At 47.5% G+C, this 3,222-nt stretch carries 3 protein-coding genes; 1 reads left to right on the forward strand and 2 read right to left on the reverse strand.

Annotated elements, in window-relative coordinates:
• Positions 1-83: 83 nt before the first annotated feature.
• On the forward strand, positions 84-1,067 hold the full coding sequence (gene lipA, locus ACTHUE_RS13865) for a lipoyl synthase (protein ID WP_070591250.1): 984 nt from the start codon (positions 84-86) through the stop codon (positions 1,065-1,067).
• Between the two features lie 190 nt (positions 1,068-1,257).
• Here the strand turns inward: lipA and hemB are convergent, their stop codons facing one another.
• On the reverse strand, positions 1,258-2,259 hold the full coding sequence (hemB, locus tag ACTHUE_RS13870; protein ID WP_107769384.1) for a porphobilinogen synthase: 1,002 nt from the start codon (positions 2,257-2,259) through the stop codon (positions 1,258-1,260).
• A 32-nt stretch (positions 2,260-2,291) separates the two neighbouring features.
• The gene (locus tag ACTHUE_RS13875) at positions 2,292-3,002 is read right to left on the reverse strand and encodes a DUF6973 domain-containing protein (RefSeq protein WP_107769385.1); all 711 of its coding nucleotides are present in this window, start codon (positions 3,000-3,002) and stop codon (positions 2,292-2,294) included.
• Positions 3,003-3,222 lie beyond the last annotated feature (220 nt).

The following is a 3,222-nucleotide window of genomic DNA, read 5'->3' on the forward strand; positions in this document are numbered from 1 at the left end:
TCTGAACCCACAAGCCCCTAGGTCATAAAGACTACAATAAGCTTTTCAGACGGCCTTTATAACGACAGAAAGAACACATCACCATGAGTGAAGAAGTAAAACACGACCCTAAACGCGGCATCAAACTGAAAGGCGCAGACAAAACTGCACGCATTCCGATTAAAGTTGTTCCATTGGAACAAAAATTGAAAAAGCCCGAATGGATCCGCGCCAAATTACCGGGTAAGAAATTCTTTGAAATCAAAAACATTCTTCGCGAACAAAAAATGCATACCGTGTGCGAAGAAGCATCTTGTCCAAATATCAGCGAATGCTTTACCAAAGGTACGGCCACATTCATGATCATGGGCGATATTTGTACACGCCGCTGCCCGTTCTGCGACGTTGGTCATGGCCGCCCCAATATGTTGGATCCTGACGAGCCTAAACACTTGGCAGAATCCGTCAAATCCATGAACCTGCGCTATGTCGTGATTACTTCCGTCGACCGTGACGACCTGCGTGATGGCGGTGCCCAACATTTCGCCGACTGCATCAAAGCCATCCGCGAAACCAGCCCGAATACCAAAATCGAAATCCTTGTTCCCGATTTCCGCGGCCGTCTGGACATCGCACTGGAAATCTTGGCAGAAACCCCGCCCGACGTGATGAACCACAACTTGGAAACCCATCCAAGCCTGTATAAAAAAGCCCGTCCGGGTGCCAACTACCAACACTCCCTCGAGCTTCTGCGCCGCTACAAAGAAATGATGCCCCATATTCCGACCAAATCCGGCATCATGGTCGGCTTGGGCGAAACAGACGAGGACGTGCGCGAAATCATGCGCGATATGCGTGCCAACAATATCGAGATGATTACCATCGGCCAATATCTGCAACCTTCAGACGGCCACCTGCCCGTCTTACGCTATGTAACGCCCGATCAATTCAAAGTTTTTGAAAAAGAAGCATACGAATTAGGCTTTACCAATGCCGCCATCGGCGCAATGGTTCGCTCCAGCTACCACGCAGACGAACAAGCAGCCGAAGCTTTGCGTGAAACCCACGGCGGTTGCAGCCACCACTAAGGTTTAAATCATATAAGGCCGCCTGAAAAATCAGGTAACTGTTTTTCAGACGGCCTTTATTTATGCAAAACTCTTTAGATTTTCAAAAAATAAACCTTAGTCAGGCCCTATTGAGCCAATCTTAAGTAATATAAAAAAGCGGCTAAACAGGATAAACACTGTTTGCCGCTTTTTGATTTATTTCTTTATTTTACTTCTTCAACAATTTTGCCGCTTCAATCGCATAGTAAGTCAAAATACCATCAGCGCCGGCGCGTTTGAATGACAACAGGCTCTCCAAAATGGTTTTTTCACCATCCAACCAGCCGTTTTGAATGGCAGCCTGAAGCATGGCATATTCGCCGGAAACTTGGTAAGCATAAGTCGGTACGCCGAACTCGTCTTTGACTCGACGGACGACATCCAAATATGGCAGACCCGGTTTTACCATGACCATGTCTGCGCCCTCTTGAATATCCAATGCTACTTCGTGCAAGGCTTCATTAGTGTTTGCAGGGTCCATTTGGTAGGTTTTCTTGTCTGCCTTACCCAAATTGCCGGAGCTGCCGACGGCGTCGCGGAACGGGCCGTAGAACGCCGAAGCATATTTTGCCGAATACGCCATGATGCGCGTATGGATATGGCCGGCATCTTCTAAGGCTTCGCGGATGGCAAGAATACGTCCGTCCATCATGTCGGATGGGGCAATGACTTGTGCGCCTGCATCGGCATGACACAAAGCCTGTTTTACCAAAACTTCAATGGTTTCATCGTTGAGGACATAGCCATTTTCATCGGTTAAACCGTCTTGGCCGTGAATGGTATAAGGGTCCAAGGCAACGTCGGTCATGATACCCAGCTCTGGGAATTTCTCGCGCAGGGTTCGTACTACTGTCGGCACCAAGCCTGCAGGGTTATAAGCTTCCTCAGCAAACTCGGTTTTGTTTTGCGTTACCACGGGAAACAAAGCCAGCATAGGAATGCCGAGCTTCAGTGCTTCTTCAGCGGTAAACAACAATTTGTCCAAACTTTGGCGTTTGACACCCGGCATGGATGGGACTGCCTCTTCCTGATTCTGGCCTTCCAATACAAAAACCGGATAGATTAAATCATCTGCCGTCAAAGTATGCTCGCGCATCAGACGACGTGAAAAATCGTCTTTACGCATACGGCGCATACGGGTGTTTGAGACATAACGCGGAGGGAAATTCATAATAATTGCCTTTAAATGATGAAGTCTTAAAATCAGTCTTCGACTTGACGTATGGCTTTGACCGAACGTTTAATTTCGCTGAGCGTATCGGTTTTATAACCGCTACGTTCCTGTTCGGTCATACCGTTTTGATCCAATTGGGCGATGTTTTTCAATGCCTCGGCATACTGGCCGTCTGAAAGTTTTTCCTGTTTGATGTGCCAACGGTTTTTCACTTCGGAAGCCGTCCATAAGCCTACTTTGTTGTAGTAGAACAAAATGCTTGCCGCTAGCGTTTTCATATCGCTGTCAGGCTTGGCACTGCCGATACTGCGGCCGATACGGTTGTTGCGCTGATCAACCGCTTGGTCGGCAAGGTAGCGGCTGAAGTAGTCATCTTTACCTTCACGCAATTCCATATCCGTCAGACGCGCATTACCTGCTTTTTCTGCAATAATGCTGTCGAATTTGGAAGCAATCGCCGCCTGCCACAATGCTTGGCGTACGGCATTGACTTGTGTTCCCCTGCTGTCGCCGTTTGCTTTGTCATCCAAACCTGAACGCTCGGCAAAGCGTGTGGCATTGCTGGTCATATTGATTAAACCTTCGTCTTCCATGCCGATAACTTGGGCGGCTACGGGATGGTTAAGCGCGAATTGAGCCATTTTACTGCGACGGCTTTGATCTTCCTGATACGATTGACAGCCGGACAATACCAGCATGCCGAGAACGGCGCATTGAATGTGTTTTTTAATATGTTTCATGATGTAACTATCGATATTATTGTGTGAGTTCAACTTCTTTGTTTAACATAGAAACGCCCGTAAGCGCAAATTAATTTCCATACGGACAAATCGGCGCATAAATGGCTATTTTATAATAAAAATAAGGCCGTCTGAAAACTTTCAGACGGCCTGAGTATTTTTAACCCAGTAAGCTGCGAATCTGCGGCCAGTAAAACAGGCAGGCTATCGAGCAAATAGC

The sequence above is a fragment of the Neisseria sp. P0021.S005 genome (assembly GCF_051956955.1).